The 22402-nt window shown below is 35.7% G+C and carries 23 protein-coding genes; 14 read left to right on the top strand and 9 right to left on the bottom strand.

Annotated features, from left to right (window positions below; all coding sequences use genetic code 11):
* Positions 1 to 66: 66 nt before the first annotated feature.
* The 4 genes from MYP_RS19115 to recQ form a co-directional block, all read right to left on the bottom strand.
* A complete protein-coding gene (locus MYP_RS19115; protein ID WP_045467137.1) occupies positions 67 to 279 on the bottom strand; it encodes a hypothetical protein in 213 nt (70 codons plus the stop codon).
* A 106-nt stretch (positions 280 to 385) separates the two neighbouring features.
* A complete protein-coding gene (locus tag MYP_RS26200) occupies positions 386 to 556 on the bottom strand; it encodes a hypothetical protein (protein WP_156140739.1) in 171 nt (56 codons plus the stop codon).
* 30 nt (positions 557 to 586) lie between these two features.
* Positions 587 to 757 (bottom strand): hypothetical protein, encoded by a 171-nt coding sequence (locus tag MYP_RS26420; RefSeq protein WP_197060128.1) that lies wholly within the window; start codon positions 755 to 757, stop codon positions 587 to 589.
* Positions 758 to 1213: 456 nt separating this feature from the next.
* Positions 1214 to 3346: a DNA helicase RecQ gene (gene recQ / locus MYP_RS19110; RefSeq protein WP_045467134.1), complete on the bottom strand. Its 2133-nt coding sequence runs from the start codon at positions 3344 to 3346 to the stop codon at positions 1214 to 1216.
* Between the two features lie 192 nt (positions 3347 to 3538).
* Between recQ and MYP_RS19105 the strand changes: the two genes are divergently transcribed.
* Positions 3539 to 4930: a deoxyguanosinetriphosphate triphosphohydrolase gene (locus MYP_RS19105; protein WP_045467131.1), complete on the top strand. Its 1392-nt coding sequence runs from the start codon at positions 3539 to 3541 to the stop codon at positions 4928 to 4930.
* Between the two features lie 115 nt (positions 4931 to 5045).
* Here the strand turns inward: MYP_RS19105 and MYP_RS19100 are convergent, their stop codons facing one another.
* Positions 5046 to 5522 (bottom strand): nucleoside deaminase, encoded by a 477-nt coding sequence (locus tag MYP_RS19100; RefSeq protein ID WP_045467128.1) that lies wholly within the window; start codon positions 5520 to 5522, stop codon positions 5046 to 5048.
* Positions 5523 to 5900: 378 nt separating this feature from the next.
* Here MYP_RS19100 and MYP_RS19095 point away from each other — a divergent pair, with 378 nt between their 5' ends.
* Entirely contained in the window at positions 5901 to 6605 is a 705-nt protein-coding gene (locus MYP_RS19095) for a type 1 glutamine amidotransferase domain-containing protein (RefSeq protein ID WP_045467369.1), read from the top strand.
* Between the two features lie 58 nt (positions 6606 to 6663).
* Here the strand turns inward: MYP_RS19095 and MYP_RS19090 are convergent, their stop codons facing one another.
* The gene (locus tag MYP_RS19090; protein ID WP_045467124.1) at positions 6664 to 6993 is read right to left on the bottom strand and encodes a hypothetical protein; all 330 of its coding nucleotides are present in this window, start codon (positions 6991 to 6993) and stop codon (positions 6664 to 6666) included.
* A gap of 275 nt (positions 6994 to 7268) precedes the next feature.
* Between MYP_RS19090 and MYP_RS19085 the strand changes: the two genes are divergently transcribed.
* Positions 7269 to 7850 carry a hypothetical protein gene (locus MYP_RS19085; protein WP_156140738.1) on the top strand — a complete coding sequence of 194 codons (582 nt, stop codon included), beginning with the start codon at positions 7269 to 7271 and terminating at the stop codon, positions 7848 to 7850.
* Between the two features lie 102 nt (positions 7851 to 7952).
* Here the strand turns inward: MYP_RS19085 and MYP_RS25410 are convergent, their stop codons facing one another.
* Together MYP_RS25410 and MYP_RS19075 are read right to left on the bottom strand one after the other, a co-directional pair.
* Entirely contained in the window at positions 7953 to 10790 is a 2838-nt protein-coding gene (locus MYP_RS25410) for a choice-of-anchor I family protein (RefSeq protein ID WP_081990599.1), read from the bottom strand.
* Positions 10733 to 11890, bottom strand: a complete 1158-nt coding sequence (locus MYP_RS19075; protein WP_045467117.1) for an Ig-like domain-containing protein — start codon at positions 11888 to 11890, stop codon at positions 10733 to 10735. The genes MYP_RS25410 and MYP_RS19075 overlap by 58 nt, the downstream gene beginning before the upstream one ends.
* 322 nt (positions 11891 to 12212) lie before the next feature.
* On the opposite strand from MYP_RS19075, the gene MYP_RS19070 reads away from it, so the two are divergent.
* The 11 genes from MYP_RS19070 (at position 12213) to MYP_RS19020 (ending at position 20239) form a co-directional block, all read left to right on the top strand.
* Positions 12213 to 12737, top strand: a complete 525-nt coding sequence (locus MYP_RS19070; RefSeq protein WP_231570074.1) for a GNAT family N-acetyltransferase — start codon at positions 12213 to 12215, stop codon at positions 12735 to 12737.
* 75 nt (positions 12738 to 12812) lie between these two features.
* On the top strand, positions 12813 to 13379 hold the full coding sequence (locus MYP_RS19065; RefSeq protein ID WP_045467114.1) for a Crp/Fnr family transcriptional regulator: 567 nt from the start codon (positions 12813 to 12815) through the stop codon (positions 13377 to 13379).
* A 57-nt stretch (positions 13380 to 13436) separates the two neighbouring features.
* Positions 13437 to 13889 carry a DoxX family protein gene (locus MYP_RS19060; RefSeq protein ID WP_045467111.1) on the top strand — a complete coding sequence of 151 codons (453 nt, stop codon included), beginning with the start codon at positions 13437 to 13439 and terminating at the stop codon, positions 13887 to 13889.
* A 154-nt stretch (positions 13890 to 14043) separates the two neighbouring features.
* The gene (locus MYP_RS19055) at positions 14044 to 14481 is read left to right on the top strand and encodes an SRPBCC family protein (RefSeq protein ID WP_045467109.1); all 438 of its coding nucleotides are present in this window, start codon (positions 14044 to 14046) and stop codon (positions 14479 to 14481) included.
* Positions 14478 to 14810 carry an ArsR/SmtB family transcription factor gene (locus MYP_RS19050; protein ID WP_045467106.1) on the top strand — a complete coding sequence of 111 codons (333 nt, stop codon included), beginning with the start codon at positions 14478 to 14480 and terminating at the stop codon, positions 14808 to 14810. The genes MYP_RS19055 and MYP_RS19050 overlap by 4 nt, the downstream gene beginning before the upstream one ends.
* 93 nt (positions 14811 to 14903) lie before the next feature.
* Positions 14904 to 15257 carry a VOC family protein gene (locus tag MYP_RS19045; protein ID WP_045467103.1) on the top strand — a complete coding sequence of 118 codons (354 nt, stop codon included), beginning with the start codon at positions 14904 to 14906 and terminating at the stop codon, positions 15255 to 15257.
* Positions 15254 to 15514 carry a hypothetical protein gene (locus MYP_RS19040; RefSeq protein WP_045467100.1) on the top strand — a complete coding sequence of 87 codons (261 nt, stop codon included), beginning with the start codon at positions 15254 to 15256 and terminating at the stop codon, positions 15512 to 15514. The genes MYP_RS19045 and MYP_RS19040 overlap by 4 nt, the downstream gene beginning before the upstream one ends.
* A 159-nt stretch (positions 15515 to 15673) precedes the next feature.
* Entirely contained in the window at positions 15674 to 17884 is a 2211-nt protein-coding gene (locus tag MYP_RS19035) for an ATP-binding protein (protein WP_052430356.1), read from the top strand.
* 21 nt (positions 17885 to 17905) lie between these two features.
* A complete protein-coding gene (locus tag MYP_RS19030) occupies positions 17906 to 18424 on the top strand; it encodes a response regulator (RefSeq protein ID WP_052430355.1) in 519 nt (172 codons plus the stop codon).
* Between the two features lie 166 nt (positions 18425 to 18590).
* Positions 18591 to 19529: an MBL fold metallo-hydrolase gene (locus MYP_RS19025; protein ID WP_052430354.1), complete on the top strand. Its 939-nt coding sequence runs from the start codon at positions 18591 to 18593 to the stop codon at positions 19527 to 19529.
* Between the two features lie 158 nt (positions 19530 to 19687).
* Positions 19688 to 20239 (top strand): DUF4494 domain-containing protein, encoded by a 552-nt coding sequence (locus MYP_RS19020; RefSeq protein ID WP_052430353.1) that lies wholly within the window; start codon positions 19688 to 19690, stop codon positions 20237 to 20239.
* A 156-nt stretch (positions 20240 to 20395) separates the two neighbouring features.
* Here the strand turns inward: MYP_RS19020 and MYP_RS25405 are convergent, their stop codons facing one another.
* Complete coding sequence (locus tag MYP_RS25405; RefSeq protein ID WP_052430352.1) at positions 20396 to 22390, bottom strand: DUF1919 domain-containing protein; 1995 nt, start codon at positions 22388 to 22390, stop codon at positions 20396 to 20398.
* Between the last annotated feature and the right edge of the window lie 12 nt (positions 22391 to 22402).

Raw genomic sequence — 22402 nt, 5'->3', positions numbered from 1 at the left:
ACAAGCGGCAGATTTATATACGAGACGGAAATTTTTGTATACCAATTGATTTTTGAGCTCAGCAATTTACATTTCAAATCTTCCAGGCTCAATTCCGGTGATGTCTCCAAAAGGTACGTCGACGTATGTTGTATTCGGGAGTAAAATAAACAAATGTGAATATTCCTGAGAGTCAGGTTTGTTCTTGAAGCCAACTAGCTGCCCCTGGTAATGATGATTATCTTTGGTAATGACAATAACCTCTTTTCCTCGGTAATTATTTATTTCTCCAGAGTCCATAGGATATTTTTTTGTTACAGATTCTAAACAATTTACTAATAAAATTGTTCCATTAGGGTAGAGAATATTTCAGTCTGGGAGTAATGTTTTGATTGTCAGTGTTTTTTTAGCTTAATAAGCAGCATAATGGATAAATCTCGTTAATTCCCGTGCTTATAGTAAAAGGACTTAAGCTTCCAGTACCATCATCATTTGAAGCATATAATTTCCCTTTTTCTTCAATGAAAACAGAATATTGAGCAGGAGGGAAGCTGAAGTTGGAAAAATCCTTCGTCATCAGTAATGGTTGTTGTTATTATGTTGGTGTTTACTTTTTTATAATAAGGCTCATAGCCTTCCACATCTTGTTTTCGGGATATTCATATACCCTTATTTTGCGTCTCACAGGGTAAGTTTTGCAGCTATTTCCACCTAACTTGGGCATACAATCTCCTTCAGTAAGTGTTAAGGCTCCATAAATACTTCTGTTAATGATCACCTTACCTTGGTTGTGGATTCTAAGTTCATCGATTCTATTAGTCCATAAACTGTAAATGGAAGGGTCTTTTTTGCATGATACGATAGAAAAAAGTACTAATGAGAGAATAGTTAGATTTAATGCTTTTATAAAAATAAGTTTAATCCAATATGTAATTCAGTTGAAAAAATAAAGGATTGGTATTGATTGCCATCTGTAGAGATGCCATGTCTGGCGTCTCAAAAATTTAGATAATGAGCGACAATGGAAATGATGAGGAAAAAAATCTTTATTCAATATTCAAAAAAAAAGATATTGTTCATTGATGGAGGTCCATGCCTGTATCTATGAAATTCTGATAATGAATCTGATAATGAACAATGGTAAAAATTTGAAGATAGTAATAATATTTATTTTATATCCTGAGAAATAGTATGTCTTGTCCGTGATGGATAGAGAGACGTCAGCATGGTGTCTCTACGAACTTAATTCTTTGGTCATAATGGCAGTAGCTAATCTTATTTTATGATATTCATATTTGCCATTTAGGTGTTCAAATACAGGCTTTAGCTGATTTTTATCCATTCCCACAATATTGATTGCTTGGGTAATTTCAGTCAATTCGGTATTGGTAATGTATTTCTTTAAATCAATATCGTAACCTTTCTCAAAAAGATAAGCAAGGTGTGAAAAGATGGTAACCTGACTTAAATTACGTCTTGCAGAAATTTCTTCGATGCTGAGATTTTGTTTCAGCATTTCAAAAGTAAGAACATACGTACTTCCTTTTATTTTAGGGCCTTGTCCGGCCTCTTCCTGTACAAAAGAAATGATCTCGTTTAAAAACTCATGCCCATATCTTCTGAACTTCTCTTCTCCAATACCCTGAATACCTTTGAGTTCAAGCGGACTAACCGGCTTCCTTGCAACAAGTTCAGATAGTGTGGCATCATTAAAGATGATATAAGCCGGAACAGCCATCGCATCTGCAAGACCTTTGCGAAGCTTTTTAAGTCTTTCAAACAGTCGCTCATCTCTAAGTTCCTTGTCAGATTTCTCATTATTCTTTTCACTCATTTCAGCCATCTTCTCAGCCATAGGTCTGAATTTTACAAGTGATACAGAACTTTCTCCTTTGAGAACAGACTTGCTTTTTTCATTGATTTTAAATGAATGACCATCATCGTATGCAATGTCTATTACACCCATATTCAGCATTTGCATGATGTATTCGCTCCATTCTTCGTATCTTAGGTCTTTTCCAGCTCCGAAAGTTTTCATTTGCTGATAACCTTTTTCCAAAACGTTTTTATTCATTGAACCCCTAAGAATGTCAATGAGCATTCCCAGGGCTATTTTTTCATTTGCTCTGGCAATGGCTGACAGAGCCTTTTGTGCATAAACAGTTCCTTCAAATCTTGACGGGGGATTTTTGCAGACGTCGCAATTGCCACAATCTTTTTCTGTATTTTCGTTAAAATAGCTTAGTAAAATTCTCCTTCTGCAAATATCCGCTTCCGCATACTGTTTCATCCTTTCCAATTTGGCCCTCTGAAGTTCTTTTCTTTCTCCTGTTTTTTCTTCAAGCAACTCAAGCTGCCAGGTATAGTCTCTGAAGCTGTAAAATAATATAGTATCCGATGCTAATCCGTCTCTGCCTGCTCTTCCTATTTCCTGGTAAAAATTTTCCATGTTCTTTGGCAGGCTGTAATGAATGACCCAGCGGACATTAGGTTTGTCGATTCCCATGCCAAAAGCAATGGTGGCACAGATGATCTGAATTTCATCCTTTATAAAATTTTCCTGAACTTTAGACCTGGCATCGGCATCCATACCTGCGTGATAGAATTCTGCATTGAATCCGTTTTCACGCAGTTTTCCTGCAAGCTTTTCACATTCTTTTCTGCTCAGGCAATAAATGATACCCGCCTGTGTTCCTCTTTTTGATATAAAATTGGAAATGTATTTATATCGATCTCTGCCTGGTAATACCTTTAAGCTCAGATTAGGCCTGTCAAAGCTGGAAATAAAGGTCTCCGCTTCTTCCATGCCGAGCTGGGCCAGAATATCTTTTCTTGTTACTTTGTCGGCAGTGGCAGTAAGGGCAATGAAAGGTACATTGGGAAAAAAATCTTTTAGTCTTTTTAGCTGAGCATATTCTGGTCTGAAGTCATGCCCCCAGAATGAGACGCAATGGGCTTCGTCAATTGCAATAAGGCTAATCCTTAATCTTTCAAGGAAATGAATGAACCCTGTGTTTACAACTTTCTCAGGAGATACATACAATATCTTAACATTACCATTGAGACAGTTTCTTTCAATGGACATCAGATATTCTGATGGAAGACTGCTGTTATAAAATTCTGCTGAAATACCATTGGCTTTGAGCGCTTCCACCTGATCTTTCATAAGTGAGATAAGAGGAGAGACCACTATCGCCATACCTTCCATTATCATTGCAGGTAACTGGTAGCAAAGAGATTTACCACCACCTGTAGGCATAATGACCATTACATCTTTTTTCTGCAAAACCAGATCTACTATTGTTTCCTGGTGGGGGCGAAAGGTATCATAGCCCCAGTATTGTTTAAGGTATTTTTTCTTGTCCATTTTTATTTAGCTGGTCGAATCAGTTTCAAATATAAATAAAAGGAGTGAAAAATTTCAGAAGTAACTGATATTGGTAATCCAACTTTAAAGGATTACAAATTAGAACATTGGGAGAATGTTGGGTAAAAGCAATTATTAGTTTTAAATTTACAGAATAAACTGCGGTGAACTTATTTTCCGCAATTGCTTAATATGCTCGATTGGAATAGATTGTACAGCCCGAAGAGACTGGGCCAGGAACATAAATATACGGAAGGTCAGGATTCTGTAAGAAATCCTTATCAGATAGATTATGACAGACTTATATTTTCTTCGCCCTTCAGAAGATTGCAGAACAAGACACAGGTATTTCCGTTGCCGGGAAGTATTTTTGTTCATAACAGGTTAACTCACAGTCTTGAAGTGGCTTGTGTGGGCAGGTCCCTCGGGAGCATTATCGGACAAAGAATTGCGGAGAATTATGAATCTGATAATCCGACTTTCCAGAGATTTTATAACTACGAGCTTGGATCGGTCATTTCAGCGGCCTGCCTTGCACATGATATTGGGAATCCGCCGTTTGGACACTCAGGTGAAAAAGCTATTTCTGCATACTTTCTGAACCTGTCTGAAAAGGAAAAATCTTTTATCCGGGAAAATCTAAACAACAATCAATATAAGGACCTCACTAATTTTGAAGGCAATGCAAATGGTCTCAGACTATTAACGCATCATTTCAATGAAAATACTCCAGGAGGTATGAGGCTGACTTATACCACGCTTGCATCTATGATCAAATACCCATGCGAGTCAGGTGCAGGAATGAGCAAGCAGGTATTGAGCCGCAAGAAGTATGGGTTCTTTGATTCTGAAAGAGAAACTTTTTTAAAGATAGCAAATGAATTCGGACTTATCTCAAATTCAAGTGGAAGAGAGTTGATCTATGCCCGTCATCCCTTCGTATTTCTGGTTGAGGCAGCAGATGATATATGTTATCAATTGATTGATTGGGAAGATGCATACAGGCTCAAGATCATCACGCTGAAAAAAGCAATTGAAGTGCTTCTGGAGTTCTTTCAGGAAAATGCAGAGAGGGACAGCAGGAGTAAAATCAAATCAGTTGTAGATGCGATTGTAGATGACAAACAAAAAATTGCTTTCCTGAGAGCTAAGATCATTTCCATTTTGATTGAAAGATGTTCTGATATTTTTTGGGAAAACAGAGAAGCTATTCTTTCCGGAACTTATGAAAAAAGTCTTACCGACGATCTTGGAGGTCATATCTGTAAACCATTTCAGGAATTGAAACAAATTTCTAATGAAGAAATTTACAATTACCGCTCAGCAATAGAGATAGAACTTGCCGGATATAAAATACTGGGAGGTATACTGGAAGAGTTTGTGCCCGCAATTATTCAGCCTGACAAAGCAACATCGCCCAAATTGATGCGACTGCTGCCTGATCAGTTTAAGTATAAAGGAGAAGACAATAACCTTTATTTCCGATTGCAGTCTGTCGTGGACTTTGTTTCAGGTATGACGGATATCTATGCTGTGGATCTTTATCGTAAGATTAAGGGTATAGCATTGCCTGAGCTCAAGTAGAGACGCCATGCTGGAGTCTCTCTATTTACTGGTGTAGCATATTAATAAACAGGAAACATTTTAATAGTTCTTTATCAAAGCTTTTGAGACGTTATGCATGGCATCTCTAGGTAGACTAATATTCAGTCTTATCTCCCTTCGCCTTCCACTCATGAAAAGCTTTAATGGCATGTTCTTGTCCGATCTGCATAATCGGAATTTTTCTTTCTGCTATTAATTTTTTCATTTCCTCATAAATCATTGAATCGTCAAAGCCAATGGCAGCAGCATCTTCACGTGTATTGCCAAAGTATATTTTATCCGGCCTTGCCCAGTATATAGCTCCCAGACACATGGGACAAGGCTCGCAGCTGGTATAAATCTCACAACCGGCAAGCTGGTAAGTATTGAGATTTTTGCAGGCATCTCTGATCGCTACCACCTCAGCGTGTGCCGTAGGATCATTGGAGGACGTAACCTGATTATAACCCCTGCCAACTACTTCATCTCCTTTAACTACAATAGCGCCGAAAGGACCGCCCATATTATTTCTATGTCCTTGATGTGAAAGGTCAACGGCCATCTTCATAAACTTTAATGCTCTCTCTTCCATTTCAGTATTAAAAATTTTAGATTATTAAAGTACGTAAATTCACAGAAAAAAATATTCTTTATCTAAAGTAAATATAGCCTAGTTTAGATCCTGAAGTTTCAGGAATTAACAAAGCATATGCTGCACAAGATACATAAGAACTAAGACAACATTGTGAGAAAATTGTTTCCCTGGCAGATGGTGAGCTGGCATTTATCTTCGTGTCTTCAAGGGAAACTTTGAGTCCCTTTCATCATTTTAAAATCTATATCACATTATTTCAGTGATTTTTGTCCTTCCTCGAAAATCAAAGCCAATAGATTTGTAGCTGGAGTTTTAATGATCATCTTGTTTTTTCCTATCTATCAAACAAAAGCTCAAATTAGCAATTCTGGAAAAATGAAGAAAAAAATTCTATTCGTGGTAACAAGCCATGACAAAAAAGGAAATACAGGCAAACCTACCGGGTTTTACCTAAGTGAAGTAGCACACCCTTGGGAAATATTGCATAATGCCGGTTATGAAATTGATTTTGTAAGTCCAAAAGGAGGAAAGCCTCCTGTAGATGGCTTTGATCTGGAAGATCCGATTAATAAGAAATTCTGGGAAAATACAGAATACAAGAATAAGCTGGAACATACAATGAAGCCTTCGGAGGTGGATCCGGGGAAATACATTGCTATATTCTATGCGGGAGGGCATGGGACTATGTGGGACTTCGCAGATAATACTGAGCTTGCAAAAATTGCAGCAAATATTTATGAAAGCAATGGGGTGGTAAGCGCTGTTTGTCATGGACCTGCCGGACTCGTCAATGTTAAGTTAGGCAATGGGAAATATCTTATAGAAGGTAAAAAGATAAATGCATTTACAAATGAAGAAGAAAATGCGGTAGGGTTAAGTGAAACAGTTCCGTTTCTGCTTGAACAAAAGTTAATAGAAAGGGGAGCAAAGTTTGAAAAGTCTGGTCTTTGGCAGGTACATGTAGTGACGGATCAAAGGGTAGTAACAGGTCAGAATCCCACATCGGCAACGGAAGTAGGAAAAGCAATTTTACAGGAAATTCAAAAGTTGAAAATTTTGCAGGAAACTGAAAGTAAGTAAACTTTACAAATCATGTGGCGGGGCCTGAACTTTCAAGCCGCCACATGATTTCAACTAATTATTTGGTAGAAAGATATTTTTCGAATTGTTCCGGAGATACAATTGTCTTTAACTGTCCTTCCCATTCATCAAATACTTGTTTATTTGCGGCCTGGATTCTTACTTTATCCGATCCGTATTTTTTATGATTCGCTGTTATTTTATTCACCCTGTCTACTGTAATGGTCTTTACTTTTGCAGCTTGCTCATCAGTAAGGGTTATTTCAGTTTTCAGTTTTGTTACCGTTTCGTCAGCCTTTTGTTCGGGCGTCAGCATCTGCTTTTGAGCCTGTTGACTATATGAATACCCTGAAATCAGAAGAAATAGAGCCAAAATGATTTTTTTCATTGATGTTTCAATTTAAAGGTGAAATTTTTTGTAAATCACTTTACGAATCCTGGCAAGTTTTAGTTAAATGAAAGCTTTGCCTGTATAAAATTGAATTTTTATTAAAATATTCGCTGCTTTTCTGTAAAATTCAGGTTAAGTTTGCATAATTCCGGAGATTTTGCGTTTATGTTGTAATTTCTATAATTAGTATCATTATAGTAAGAGAAAATTGCATTTCTTCTTTCTTTAATTGTTAAATTCTATTTAATTTCCGTCTTAAATTTTGTGAAGGTATGAAAAAGTATGTGTTATACACATTAATGATTATATTAACCCATTCTGTGTCAGGACAAACACTTGATCAAAGGTGGGATAAAGTAATTCAAGGAGCCGAAAATTATCAGAATTATAAAGTCATTAAAAAAACAGAGTTGAATGATATATGGAAGGTAATCTCCGATTCTATTGCCAAATCAAAATCTGACTTAGCCAGTGAAAAAGCATTGGTATTGAATCAAAGCAACGAGATTTCTCAACTTCAAAAGGAATCGGCAGAACTAAAAACTAATCTAGATATTGCAATTTCTGCTAAGGATGGAATTTCATTTTTGGGAATGACAATCAATAAGTATACCTACGCAACCTTACTTTGGTGTCTGATTGCCATAGCTTGCGGAGGTTGTGCATTTTTATATTTCCAGTTTCACAATTCTAATAAGATTACAGTTCAGAAGATAAATGATTATGCTGAGTTGTCTAATAGTTTCGAGGAGTATAAAAAGAATGCTATTGAAAAAGAAAGAAAGTTAAAGAGAGATCTTCAGACATATATGAATACTATTGAAGATATGAAGAAAACCCGTGCTTCAAGGTAACATAAAAACTAAAATACAAAATTAAAGAAAAAAGCGGTAATATCTGACATTATAGATGTTACCGCTTCTTTTTTGAAGGTTCTTAAAATTAGAGTTCAGCTATTATTCTACTACAAATTTTCTGATCGATCCCTCATACGTTTTCAATATATAGAAACCTTTGTTTAAGCTACTGATATCTATTGAATTGACTTCTTCAGCTGTCAGTAATGTCTGACCGTTCAATGATTCTATCTTAAAAGAAGTGATTTTGTTAAGATTCAATGTATTACGGGCAGGATTAGGAAAAACAATCAGTTTGAATTCTTTAACTGTAGGAGTTTCAACTTTTGAAACCTCTGGTACTTCAAGACTGAAGACTGTAATTGTGCCGCTTATTTCATTTGATACTAATATATAATGCTGGCCGTCAGGACTTTCATCCGAACTCACATAAACAATGTATTCAGGGCCATGATCTCCTGCGAATGAAGTAAAGCTGCGGGGATTTTTATAATCAACAAAGACTGGATTTTCTGGATCAGATATGTTGTAGGCCATTATACCGCCTATTCTTTCCAGGCCAATGAAGGCATAAGTATTAGTGCCTATTGTTGCTATGGCAAGTGCTTCAGGTTCGCATCCTTTTGTATGGCTTCGCCCTTTTAACTTATTGCTTTCATGATCTGAATTAAACAAACTACCATAATCAGAATGTCTGGATGTTATATAATCAAAATCATCTCCACTATCATACACAAGCTGTTTTGTATCAGCATTAAATATTGAAAAAGAACGTGAACCTACGGCGTATAGCTCATCAAAATCTCCATCTTTATCAATGTCTCCGTTAAGATTGGTAATTCTGAAATTCCCAAGGTTATAGTTCTTTTTTAATACAGCTGAATGTGGGAATTTTTCTGGATCTAAGACTACAGAATTGTTACCAACTGTAGTACGTTCGTTTAATCCGGCGTATTCTTTTTCGTCACCTTCGTTTGCAGTCACGATATAGTTAGATTTATTTAGAGTAAAGCTTCCAACTGCGTCAGGCATGTAAAATCCTTTTACCGGCCAGTTGGAAATTAATATTTCTCCATTGCTGTTACTCATATCTGCTCCATTGCCATATTGAATATATTCTTTTGTACCAAGTCCCCAAATTGAAGTGATTTGGTTGTTTTCCAAATCAATTTCTGCAATAGAATTGTTTTCCTGCAATGTTACCCATGCCTTTTTAGAATCTGAAGAAACTGTGATGTATTCAGGCTCCAGGTCTTGAGACAGAGTGCTTTTGGATGATCCTTTGCGAACTCCACTGGCAATTAAAGATTCTTCATCTTCATTGAATTTTGTGAAATCTAAGGTAGTTACACTGGTTTGGCTGATGCTGTTCAGTCCTTTTGACACGTCGATCACACTTATTGAACCTTCAGGATCGATTGAGTAACTATTGTTTGGCTGCCCTTCGTTAGCTACAAGTATTTTATTTCCATCTGGGGTAAAACAAACCATATCCGGAAGTGTACCCACAGTGACTTGTGTGGCAAAATCACCATCAGAATTAAAAAAAACTATAGAGCCATTATCTACATCTGCCTTGGCAGGAGATCCTACGGCTACAATCCCATTTTTAACTGCGATGCCTGTTATTCGGCTTCCGTAAGCACTCATTGAAACCGAGCGAATAGTCTGTGGTGCCGTAGGATTTGAGAAGTCTATAATATCAAATCGGTTTTGAATAGCACTGGTGGCATATATTCTGTGAGTTGATGCATCATATGCTATAGCTTCAGTTGTGCTTCCTTCTGTAGAAGGGTCAAAGCTTGTAATGTGATTTAAAATAATTTCACCATTGCCAGAAGGTGCTGATTTATCGTTGTCTTTAATGTAAACTGTCACATATGGAAAACCGCTAATGTTGATACCTGATGTATTTTCTATACCTAAAACAAAATACTCGTCATTTTCTGCATCGGTATCATTCACTATGGGAATATCTATTTTTATAATATTTCCTTCTTCGCCTGTCAGATGAATAGTTTTACTTTCAAAGGAAATATCAGAAACATCTGCAGTGCTCCATGGCTGAGATTTTAATGTCAGATCAAAAGATGAATTGGTAGGGTTTTCTATTTTTAGGTTAAGAGAAAGTATTCCAGCATCTTCTTTTATAGTATAGAACTCTTTTTCAAAAGCAATACTACTATTATATGCAAAGCTGAACTCGTAAGTTCCTTCCATACTGTTGCCTTCTGTATCAAGAATATTTGAAACAAGAAGTCTATAAATATTCCCGGAAGTAAAGGCGGTTTCAAAAGAAAGTACAATTGTATCGGACAAGCCTCCGTTGGTAGTGACAGTTGCTGAAGCTATTCCTTCAATTCCTGTATAGTGTGATAATGCAGTTGCTGAAGTAATATTAAGATCTCTGTCAAATATAAGTCTGATGCTTGAGTTATTCAATACCTCTGATTTTATAACTGAAGGTGTAACGGTTAAGAACCTGAACTGAGGCCATGTCTGAGCCGGGGTACCTTTAGTAATTGATGTCCAGTTTGCAGGGTTTAAAATCGAAGCTTTAAGAGCTTCTGTTTCCATAATATTTTGCGGACCTGAGTAATAAGCGTTAACAGAAAGTCCATCGATATTACCAGGAGCTGAACTTAGGTTGATTGAGCTTGGCCCGTCCATCAGTACGGATGGTAGTTTGGATGTACTTCCTCCTGAGCATGAAGGCTTATCATCTACCCATGCATTGGAGCTGAGTGCTGTGATATATGATGGACTTTCAGTAGTTCCGGTGTAAACAATGATCTGATCTCCGTCAGAGCTTAATCCGAATGATAAACCAGTCACAGTGCCTTTGTTCACAGAAGCAGGACTATCATTCCCAATGATAACTACTTCACCTTTCTTAATGCCTGTTTCTGGTGCCATCCAAATAAGTCCCCAGGGCATTGAATTCCTTCGTTGGTATATTTTCCATCGGTGAATTTTACCAGTGTTCCTGGAAGTATATCTTTTAATGCAACGAATGCGAATTCATCAGCTCTGTCTGAACTATTCATTCTGTAGGCTACTATAAGCAAGTCCCCTCTATTTAAAAGAGATTGAGTTGAAATAGTTTTAAAGGTAATACCAGAAGCTTCAGTGAGTACATTACCTGATAAATCCTGAACTGCATTAGCTTTAACAGCCAGAAAATAATTTTGTCCGTTAATTAAATTTTCAGAAGGTGTAATGGAAACTTGCCTGCCGTCAATGGTGGCAGAAAATGAAATACCTTCTCCGTCTTTATTATCCAGCTTCAGTTCAAAGGCCTGAGCAATATTTTCATTGGTAGCAGAAACTCCGCTTTCCAGCTTGATATCCTCATTGAATGTAGCAAGAAACGAGGCGTTCACAGGGATATTAACAGAACCATTGGATGGACTGAAAGAAACACCTGGAGCATTAATATCTCCGGAAGGGGAAGTCGCATCAAGAGCAAAATTATCAAATCTGTTGTTCCCGCCACCATTACCGGCGACTTGGGAGAACTCTATTTTTATTTTAAAATCTTTATTGTTGTCTGTATCAGTTATGTTACTGAAATCAAGAGTGATGAGCGTTGGAATTTCTGTAACCTCCAGACTGTCAAATTTTACATAGTTCATACCATCAGTGGTATAGGAGATTATCTGAGCTCTTGCAGACTGAGCAGATCTTCTTGTTACATATGTAATGATAGGATCAGAATAACCAGTGGTAGGCAGGGAAAATATAAGTTGACCTCCTACAGGGTTGTTAAAACGAAGATGTGATAAGGCTTCTTCCCCTTGACGTGCATTAAGAGTGCCAAAATCCTGGCCAGTATTAGAAGTAAATTCGACTGTACTTGAGGAGTTTCCGGGAATATGAAGGATAGATGCTCCTGCTACTTTACTTATAGTAGGAGTGAGGAGTTCTGCTTGAGATGCCGTTTGGTTAAAATCCCAGTATTGAACAAGTTCCTGAGCCATAGCCAGGTTTCCTGCCAGGAGGCATCCCATTAATTTTAATACGTATTTGTTTGTCATCAGTAGTTTACTATTAGTTTGCTTGTGATGACAAATATCTCTTTGCAAAGTTAAATGGGTGTTAACTTAAGTCATGAGGATTATTAAGTGTGTAGTGGGTAAGATCATTAAATTGTTAAGCCCAGGAGGTAAAGATTACTGATTACAGTGTCTGGTTGTTATATTTGGTAAGGATTTTAGCGAATCCTAGGAATGTTTGTTTCTATTTATTTTTATTTATTCGTGAAAACAAATTCTACTTTTTGAAGTACTGGGACTTACTAAAAAAATAATCGACTAATCTTTGTATCTACTTTGGGTTCTGTTATAATATTAGACTTTTATGCGTAAAGTTTTTAATATTGGAATTATGGATGACAAATTCGCAAAGATTGAAATGGCAGGAAACAGACTCAATTTAATATTTCAAAAACTCGACAAAAACGCCATAATCCCTTACGACCTTTTATTGCTTGCAGATCCTTCAAAAGATTTGATTGAGCAATATATAAAGTTATCAGATATCTATATTGCAAGACAAAATGAAGAAGCTGTAGGTGTTATAGCACTGTTTCCATTGACACCAGATGCGGTAGAAATTAAAAATGTTGCTGTAAGACCAGAATTTCAAGGAAAAGGACTTGGTAGCTATCTGATAGAAAATGCGATCAATACCGCTGTTCATAATAAACAAAAAAGTATTTGCATCGGAACTGCAAATTCAAGCGTCGGACAGCTTTATTTGTATCAGAAACATGGTTTTGAAATCACAGAAATTAAAAAAGATTTTTTTATAAATAACTACCCGGAATCAATTTATGAAAACGGGATTCAGGCTAAACATATGGTTTTGACAAGGCAACTATAAATGCTGAAGGGGAATATTTAAGAATGTATTTCAATATTATCAGATTAATATATCAGGAAGAAATAATTTTATTCAATGGACCTTATCAGGAATCTGTTTGAAAAATCTGTAACATTGAGCGACGAGGATTGGGAAATATTTTCCTCAAAGCTATTAAGGCAGGAATTCGCTCCCAAAGCCGTATTATTAGAGACGGGACATACTGAAAATTACTTGTCTTTTATAGAAAAAGGAATTGTAAGGTTTTATATACCGAAGGAAGATAATGATCTGACCTTTTCATTTTCCTTTCATAATGGGTTTGTTAGTGCTTACGATTCCTTTCTGTCCCGTAAACCTTCTGGTTATAAGGTGGAAACAATAACGGAAACAATTCTCTGGCGCCTGACCTATCAGGATCTTCAGATCATATATTCAGAGACTGAAGCAGGAAATAAAATCGGAAGGTTTGCTAGTGAAGATTTATTTCAAAAAAAGGCCAAGAGAGAACTTTCATTTTTAAATGAATCTCCTGAAGAAAGGTATCTGAAGTTGTTTACAGAGCAGCCTCATTTGATTCAGCAGATCCCATTAAAGTACATTGCTTCCTATATTGGTATCACTCCACAGGCACTCAGCAGGATCAGAAAACGCATTTCTTAACCCAGGTTCATTGTGCTGAAAATATTATTTTTTGACCTTTACAAAAAAAAAAAATCTATGAAACCTCTGATAGTATTGCTTTCGGTCTTTTTAATATCTATTGCCGCTATAAGATTGATTAATGGAGTTACAAATATTCCGTTGGCAGGAAGAATGGCTATGGCTGCAATGCTGGCCTTTACTGCCGTTGGTCACTTTGTATTTACGAAAGGAATGTCTATGATGCTTCCGGATTTTGTGCCATTTAAAACAGAGACAATTTATCTTACAGGATTGATTGAGATTGCTGCAGCTCTGGGATTATTAATACCGGGGTTAAGACATATTATCGGATGGCTTCTGATCGTATTTTTTCTTTTATTGCTTCCTGCCAATATTTATGCAGCTTTTAAACATGTCGATTATCAGAAAGGAACATTTGACGGTCCGGGAATGACTTATTTATGGTTCAGAGTGCCGCTTCAGCTATTATTCATTTTGTGGACTTATTTTAGCTCTATTCGTTTCTGATTTCAGGCACTGAGCTCTTTGAATGTCTTGCTGAAATAGAAGATTTTCCTGATTTTCAGTAGTAAAATGGAAGAATAATTTTTTTAAATATAGTTTTTTTATTTTGTGTAACCAATAAGTTACATATATTTGTGTAACTTATTGGTTACATATTATGCGAAGAGATATCAGACATCAATGGTTTTTTAACCATTCACCTGAAACAGTATGGAGATTTCTTACAGACCCGGATCTAATTGCTCAATGGTTAATGGAGAACGACTTTAAACCTGTTGTTGGTCATAAGTTTCAGTTCACTACCAAGCCTAAAGTAAAAGTTAAATTTGATGGTATTATATACTGTGAAGTATTGGAAGTGGACCCCTACACAAAACTTTCTTACTCCTGGAAAGGAGGTTCCAAAGGAGAAATTACTCTGGATTCCGTAGTTAGCTGGACATTAACACCAAGGGATGGCGGCACGGATTTGGTTTTAGAACATAAAGGTTTTAAAGGAATGAAAAATTATCTGGCTTATTTCTTCATGAACATTGGCTGGAAAGCAAAAGTGATGAAAAGGTTTTCGTTATTAATTGGTTCCTTTCAGAAATGAAATCACAACAACAATCATTAGATCCGTTTTATGCTTTGGCAGATCCGAGCAGAAGGTACATTCTTCAATTGCTTTCAAAAGATAGTTTGTCTATCAATGCACTTGCTGAAAATTTTGAAATGAGCAGACCTGCTGTTTCCAAACATGTTAAAATATTAAATGCAGCCGGGTTTATTTCTATAGAAGACATAGGTAGAGAAAGATATTGCGTACTGAATCAGGAAGGATTTGTGGAAGTGCAAGAGTGGATTAATTTCTTTGACGTTTTCTGGAAAAAGAAATTGAAAAAACTCGAAATGCTTTTAAATGATAAAGCAAAAAAGAAATGAAGAAAGAAATTTAAAGTTTCTTCAGTCTGAAGGTAAAATAACTTCATTAAAGGACGGGGATAGAAGTATGAAATATTCAATTAAATTATATCAATGCATCCAGAGTTATCGTTACTAGTACTGAAGACAAGGCAGCTTCAGGACTTACTAAATTTTTATACTACTCTTGGCCTTTCTTTTCAGGAAGAAAAACATGGAAATGGGCCAGTTCATTTTTCATGTTCAATTGGAAGATTATTGATGGAAATCTATCCTTTGCCTAAGTCTATGGAGATTGCTGATAAAACGACCAGAATTGGATTTACAGTGACTAATCTTGATGAAATCATAAAGATTTTAAAGGATGATAATAATAAGATTGTATCAGAGCCCGCAAATAATGAATGGGGATATTCTGCTGTTGTGAAAGATCCCGATGGAAGATCAGTTGAATTGAGAGAAAAATGATTTTCGAGATACTATATATTGGAAATTTAAACAGAAAATCAAAATTTGTTTTTGCTAAATCAATGGATGGTAATGTTGATTTTTCTTTAACTGAAGAATCAACATTTGGAGGTGTTCCAATTAAGCCTTTTATATCTCAGCCAAGAACTACTGATAAAAATGGCAATCCTACTTTTGATGTCTTCGCATTTCATGTAAAGAATAAATCAGATCTGGCTTTGCTAAAAGTAGGGCAACTGGCAGAACTGATTCCTTGACTTAAATCGATTTATGCTTGAATTGTTATTGTAATTGCTTCTTCATTAAGCTGTTGAGTTGATTTTATTGTGCATTAATATTCCTTGAATCCCTTTTTGCTCACCCGATTAAAATACTTATATTTAAAAGTTTAGAATAAAAATAATTGCCCATTTAGTATGAAATGGAATCTGAATAAGAATATAAGTTTGGGGTTTTGTATTGTCCTTATAGTACTTAACGCAACAGGAATTTTCTCCTATTACAGCCTTCATAGTTTTCGTGATGTAAGAAGAAATGAGGTTAAAGCTCGAAAAAGCCAGGAGTCGCTGGAAAATATTCAATTTTACATCAGAGATATAGAAACCGGTCATCAAGGTTATGTAATTATTGGTGATAGTACTTATCTGGAGTCTTATAAACATGCACGTTTACTTATCGCCGAAGAAATTTCATCATTTTCTAAAAAATATAAGAATCAGAAAAGACTGGAAGAACTTAATGATCTGATTGATCGAAAGGTTAAACTTGCGGATCATACCATTCTTCTGAAAAATGAAAAAGGTCAGAAAGAAGCAATAGCGGAATTGAAGTCAGGAGCGGGCAGGGATTTACTCGGGCAGTTGCATAACTTGATTGTCAAGATAAAAACTGAAGAAATAGACAGATATGATTTGCAATCGGATGAAGTTGATTCAAAGTCAGGCTATGCTTTGATTTTTATTATTATCGGAAATGTGATCGCATTGTCTTTCCTGGCCTGGGTATTGATATTGCTTAACAGTGATATTGGAAAAAGAATCAGGACCGAAATTGTGTTGAATAGATTTATTGTAAAAGCGGAACAGGCCAAGAAAAGGGAAGAACAATTCCTGGCCAATATGAGTCATGAAATAAGGACCCCAATGAATGCTATCATTGGAATGACCAATCTGATTCTTAATACTCCACTCGCACCCAAACAGGAGAGCTATCTGAAGGCCATCCGTCAGTCATCTGATAATCTGATGGTCATAATCAATGAAATTCTGGATTTCTCTAAAATCAATGCCGGGAAAATTGAATTCGAAAAGATCAACTTTAACCTTTCAGATATATTCTACGGCCTTTATAATACCTTCAAAATAAAGACTGATGAGAAAAAAATTAAACTGACACCGATAATTGATGAGAGCCTTCCGGATACTATAATCGGAGATCCGGCCAAGTTGAATCAGGTATTGGTAAACCTTGTAGGTAATTCTGTTAAATTCACAGAAAAGGGCAGTATTGATATGTACTGCAGGCTTATAGAACAAAAGGGGAATGATTTGTTAATTGAATTTTCTGTTCAGGATACAGGAATAGGCATACCGCAAAACAAGCTGGATACGATATTCGAAGACTTTGCCCAGGCAGCAAGAGATACATCAAGAAAGTTTGGAGGTACAGGCCTTGGTCTAAGCATTTCAAAGAAGATTGTAGAACTTCAGGGAGGGACTATAACTGTTGAAAGCAAGCTCGGAGAAGGAACTACTTTTTCATTCAGAATCTGGTATAAAACAGGCACCGAAAAGATAGAGAGAATGGAGAAACCAATTCAGACAAGAGTTCAGGAGCTCCATGGAATAAAGATCCTTCTTGTTGAAGACAATGAATTTAATCAGGTAGTTGCTGTCGATACCTTGAAATCATTGATAAAAAATCTTACTATAGATGTGGCTTCGAATGGAAAAGTTGCGATTGAAATGCTGAAAGATAAAAGCAAGCGCTATGATATTATTCTTATGGATGTTCAGATGCCAGAAATGAATGGTTATGAAACAACTAAATATATCCGTAAAAACAATGCTCTGGGCTATTCTGACATACCTGTAATAGCTATGACAGCAAGTGCTACCAAACCTGAAATAGATAGTTGTTTTGACTCCGGAATGACAGACTTTGTTTCCAAACCTTTTGATGCAGATATTTTATTGATTAAAATTTCAACTTTAATTAATAAGGAAAAAGTAATTGAGCTTACCAAAGATAACAAAGAAGTTTCAGGTGGCCTTATGAGTGAGGGAATGGCTGATCTTAGTTTTCTCAGAGGAATGACATCCAACAATAAGGATCAGATGCTGAAATATATCAATATGTTCCTGGAATCCGTTCCCGGTGATTGGCAAAAGCTTAAAGAGAAGGCTGCGGAAAACAACTGGAAAGAAGTAGGGCTGATTGCCCATGCACTGAAGCCAAGAGTAAAATATATGGGAATTAAGGTAGGAAGTGATATTGTTCAACAGATTGAACATCAGTCTGTAGAGCAAATTGATCTGGAAATAATGCAAGAACTAATTGCAAAATTCGATTCTATTTTGTATTTAACATGCCAACAACTGGAAACAGAAAAACAAACTTTATATTAAAAACTATTCAAATTTACTTTTATGAAAGATGTGAATATTTTTATCGTAGATGATGATAAAATGCAGTGTGAACTTCTGAAGGATTATTTATTAAAAAATCATAACTATAAAATTGAGATTTTCAATACCGGAGAAGATTGTCTGAAGAACCTGGATAAAGATCCTGAAATCATTTTCCTGGATTATACTTTAAGCACAGAAAATAAAAATGCCAAGAATGGTATGGAAATTCTGAGAGCGATCAAAAACAGACTTCCGTCTGCTGAAGTTGTAATGTTTACGGCTCAGGACAGAATTGAGATAGCAATAGATACGCTGACTCATGGAGCTTTTGATTACATTATTAAAAATGAAAGCGCATTTCATCGAGCTGACAACGTAGTCAAAAATATACTTAAAAAACATAAGCTGGAGAAAGACAACCGGTTTTATAAAAGACTATTGTTAGTGTTTGGAATCATAATTGGAATTATAACTGTAGTTGCCTTTACACTTTATCAGACCGGCCACATTACAGACAATGTTGGTCCACAATTTTAATCATACAAAAACCGGAAATTCTCAAAGATTTTCCGGTTTTATTTTTAAAAATTCTACTGTAATATTCCCTTCTTTTAAAGTTCCCTTTATTAGTTCTATAACACTTGATTTCGAATAAACTTTACCTCCTGTCTTTACTGTTTTCTAAGTATAAATATGGACAAGAATGGTTTGGGATCTGTTGAGAAGGAAGAACCGATACGAGCTGGCAGAAGACGTTATAGGTTTCAAAAGTCTAAATGTAAATTTTTATTTAATAGGAGAGCCGGGCGCCGGAAATCCATGGACCATTATTGATGCAGGAATAACAAGTTCAGGGAAAAAAATAATTAAAGAGGCGGCTAATTTATTTGGAAAGGATAACCCTCCAGAGGCTTTACTATTAACACATGGGCATTTCGATCACGTTGGAGGAATACCTGATTTGCTGAAAGAATGGCAAGACTTAAAGATTTATGCTCATCCATTAGAAATTCCTTATTTAACGGGTGATTTGAACTTCCCGCCTCCTGAAACTGTTTCCGGAAGCTCGGCTATAGCTTATCTGCTTCAATTGTATTCCGGTAAAACTTTGAATTTCAGTATGCATGTTCAACCATTGCCAGATGGTTGGGTGCCTTCGTTGGAAGGATGGAGATACATTCATACACCTGGAATATCTCCCGGTCACGTTTCTTTCTTCAGACCAAAAGATAAAGTTCTGATTGCAGGAGATTTAATTTCTTCAAGAACCAAGAGCAGTAGTATCTCTTCGATCTTTGTTTCTGAAGATCAGGAAATTCAGGGACCGCCTGTCCATTATAATATAAACCATTCCATTGTTTGCAGCTCTTTAAAAAAGATTAGGTCTTTGAATCCTAAGATAGCAGGAGTGGGACAGGGGAGACCTATCTCAGAAGAGCAATTAGTCAGCGGTCTGGATATACTTATAAATGTTTTTGAAAAAGAAAAATTAAAAGAAGAAGAACTCTTGACTACAAATGGAGTACCAGATACAGCTACTAAAAATGGACATAATTTTAGAAAGATAGGAACAATAGCATCTGTTTTCTCTTTATTAGCTGTGAGTGCGGGATTAGGTTATTACTTTGTCAAAAAGAGATAGGTCGAATAACAATATAAGTGCTTGGAACTCTAGGAAATCCGGATCTTCTCGTTAATATAGATGTTGGTCTTAGTGGATAAAAAATATTGATGACAGGTGATTTTTAGATTTAGAAAGATTAACTTTAATCTTTCTAAATCTAAAAATCATTAGTTATTATGGCAACCTGGTTTGAGTGTAAATTCAAGTATAACAGAGAAGATCAGAACGGAGGTTTTACTACTGTTACTGAAGTATATTTAATTGATGCGGTAAGCTTCACTGATGCTGAAGCTAGAGTATATGAAGAAATTGGGTCTAATTTCAGAGAATTCGTTCTGCTTACGGTAAGCAAATATCGTGTACATGAACTGGTGATCAATGAAGAAGGACTTACCTGGTATAAGTGTAAAGTTGCTATCACTTCTCTTGATGAAAAAGCAGGGAAAGAGAAAAAGTTAAAACAAATGATACTTGTTAATGGAAATAATTTAAGAGAAGCATATGACCGAGTAGAAGATCTTTTTGCAGACTCCACTTCAGATTATCAGATACTTGAAATTATCACGACTAACATTGTGGAAATTCTTCCATATCATGAGACCGAACCTAATTTAAAACCATTAGCACAAGCTCTGGCAGAGGCAGAATCAAGGACAGAAACAGAATTAAGTGCAGAAACTGAAGCAGGTGTTGAGATTGAAACCATCGCGCCAGCAACAGCTGATTAATCCTATTAACTAAGTCAGGAATGGAACAAGCAACAGGGCTTGTCTATTCCTGAATTTTTTTGCTTTCATTTTTTATTCCTGACTTTATAGACCCGCCTCCAGGATATTAGAGTGATTTTGATTAATCAAGGGGGGATATTGTTAGGTTTGCTTGAATTACCCTAGTAACTCTTTAAATGTCTCCATTGAACCCGAATAGAAAGCCATTAATTCTAGTGTTCCCTGAGCTGCATTTTTAGGATTCAGGTAAAAATAAAAACTTCTTATTCTTGAGAAAAGATAAGCTGTTGATACATCATCGATGAAAGAAAAGTCAAAGTGAAGCCATTGGTAGTCTTCCTGCAATGTTTGAGCAATTGCGTCTATATGCAGGATAGTATCCTTTTCGTCCTCTTCTTTTCCTATGAAGTCTATACGTAACTGATGTAAGGGATTTCCTTTTGCCAGAACCATAATATGACGGTTTTCTTTTTCTGATAAATCTATGAACAGATCTGATGTCTTTGGATGTGGACATTCCTGAGCTGATAAACAGAAGTATTCAAGATCGTGCTTATTATAATTTACAATTGCGGATTCTGTATCTTCATTATAAAATATCTCATGAGTCTCCGGATGAAATTTTGAATCCAAAGTATGGATATTGTCCTGATTAAACTGGATAAAGAAATATTTCCGTTTGTCTGGGGTAATGAATATATCTTTAGCTTGCTGATAAATTTCATTGTATTTCTCCACCTTTCCATTTAACCAACCTATTAAGTCAAAAGAGCAAAGAGATTGAGGAAAGAATATTTCACTGTCTGGGTTCCAATAATCTATCAGATGTAATGTTGAATTATTAGATAAGTATTTTTCTTTGTCATAATAATTTATAAAACACACCTTATTAGGTCTATTTATATAGTCAAATGCCTCAATTGAATCAATATTGTTCTCTTCTCTTGATGCATCCATTTTAAAAAAGATATTTTCCAAGTTTATCTTGGATCTGCCGTCATTCCAATGTCTGAGAGCTTCATCGGGTGAGTTATAATCAATAAAATGAAGTTCAATATCATTGTTCAGGAGTCCCAAAGGGTAATCTTTTCCGAAGCAATGTCTGAAAGATTTCTGATGTTTAGAATCAGAATGATTAATGAAGGTTATTGGTTTGTCTATGTAGTTTTCAAAATCATTTACAAGTTTTATAAAATCTGAATTAAATAAATGAACTCCTATAAAAGGAGACTTATAAGGAATGTTGAACGCATCATAAACCTCTTTTCCCCAGTTATCATCACTTACTATTGTAAAGTTCTTATTATTTATTTTATTTATGTTTAGTTGTCTTTTATTGGCGCTTTTACTCCATGAAAGGTTTTTCTGATATAGTTCATATATTCGTTTAATATGTTTATTGCAAGAGTAAAGTTGATGAAGTTCTTTTATAATCAAATAGGTCAGAGAATTTTGCTTTAACAAGTCAAATTTATTTCCTGATGTTTCGCTTTTAACCCGGTAAACACTGCCAAAAAACGGTTGAACAAAACCTTTTCCTTTAAGAAGCAATAACCAGAATAGTTGTGTGTCCCAATAGTATTTGAATGTTTCAAGCTTAGGAATATCATTCAGGCACTCGGTTCTGATAGCCATAGTGGATAGCTGTGTTATCCAGTAATCAAAGTAGCGCTCCTGACCGAACTCGAAGCCATCTGGTTTATCTTTAAATACTACAGGATGAAAATCTTCCAGGAGCTCATTGGTATCTTCAATAAGTCTGTTAAATCTATGACAGGAAAAAATATATTCAGGATGTTCATCCAGAAATGAGATCTGCTTTTTTATTTTTTTATTATCAGTCCAATAATCATCAGGATCAAGCAGGAAAGTGTACTGGCCTTTACATTTTTTAAATGTCTCTAGTGTATTTTCGGAAAATTTGTTTTTTTTATCATGAAATAAAGGAACTACATAATCCGGATATCTTAGTTGAAAGAGATCTATGATTTCCTTTGTTTTGTCTGTGCTGCAATTATCAGTGATGATCACCTCAAACTTAAAATCATGCTCCTGAGCAAAGATATTCCTTAATGCTTTTATTAAATGAAGTTCATGATTATGTGTAGAGACTACTACACTAAACTTTACAGGTTTTATTTGGTCCGACATTTATGATTGAAG

The organism is Sporocytophaga myxococcoides (assembly GCF_000775915.1).
GTDB lineage: Bacteria > Bacteroidota > Bacteroidia > Cytophagales > Cytophagaceae > Sporocytophaga > Sporocytophaga myxococcoides_A.
Note: the sequence above shows the minus strand (reverse complement) of the source record. Positions and strands in the feature narration are given on the sequence as shown.